We start from the raw sequence: 304 nt of genomic DNA on the forward strand, positions 1-304 counted from the left end.
CCATTTGGCCCGGCATTGTTTTCGACCGATCAAGGCAAGCCCTGTCAGAGGATGAAATCACCCGCTGTCAGGTCGTGCAGGCCGGTGAGTTCGATCTGCATGTCGGCCAGTGCATCGCCGTCCGTGTCGATCTGGATCAAGGTCAGATCATTGGCAGCGGATCGGGCATAGCGCAGCTCGCCCGCATTGCCGGTGAAGCTGCCTGTCAGGCCAAGGAAGGTGAAACTGTCATCATCCGCCGTGCTGATATCGGCATCGACATTGCCAAGGTCGATCACATCTACGCCAGTTTCGAAATCGACAA

General features: G+C 56.9%; 1 protein-coding gene. It reads right to left on the reverse strand.

The window, feature by feature from the left end; genetic code table 11:
- Nucleotides 1-44: 44 nt before the first annotated feature.
- A partial coding sequence (locus ACRBCU_RS16650) for a M10 family metallopeptidase C-terminal domain-containing protein (protein ID WP_431366519.1) occupies nt 45-304 on the reverse strand: 260 nt, incomplete at its 5' end.

Source organism: Planktotalea sp., assembly GCF_050633725.1.
Classification (GTDB): domain Bacteria; phylum Pseudomonadota; class Alphaproteobacteria; order Rhodobacterales; family Rhodobacteraceae; genus Planktotalea.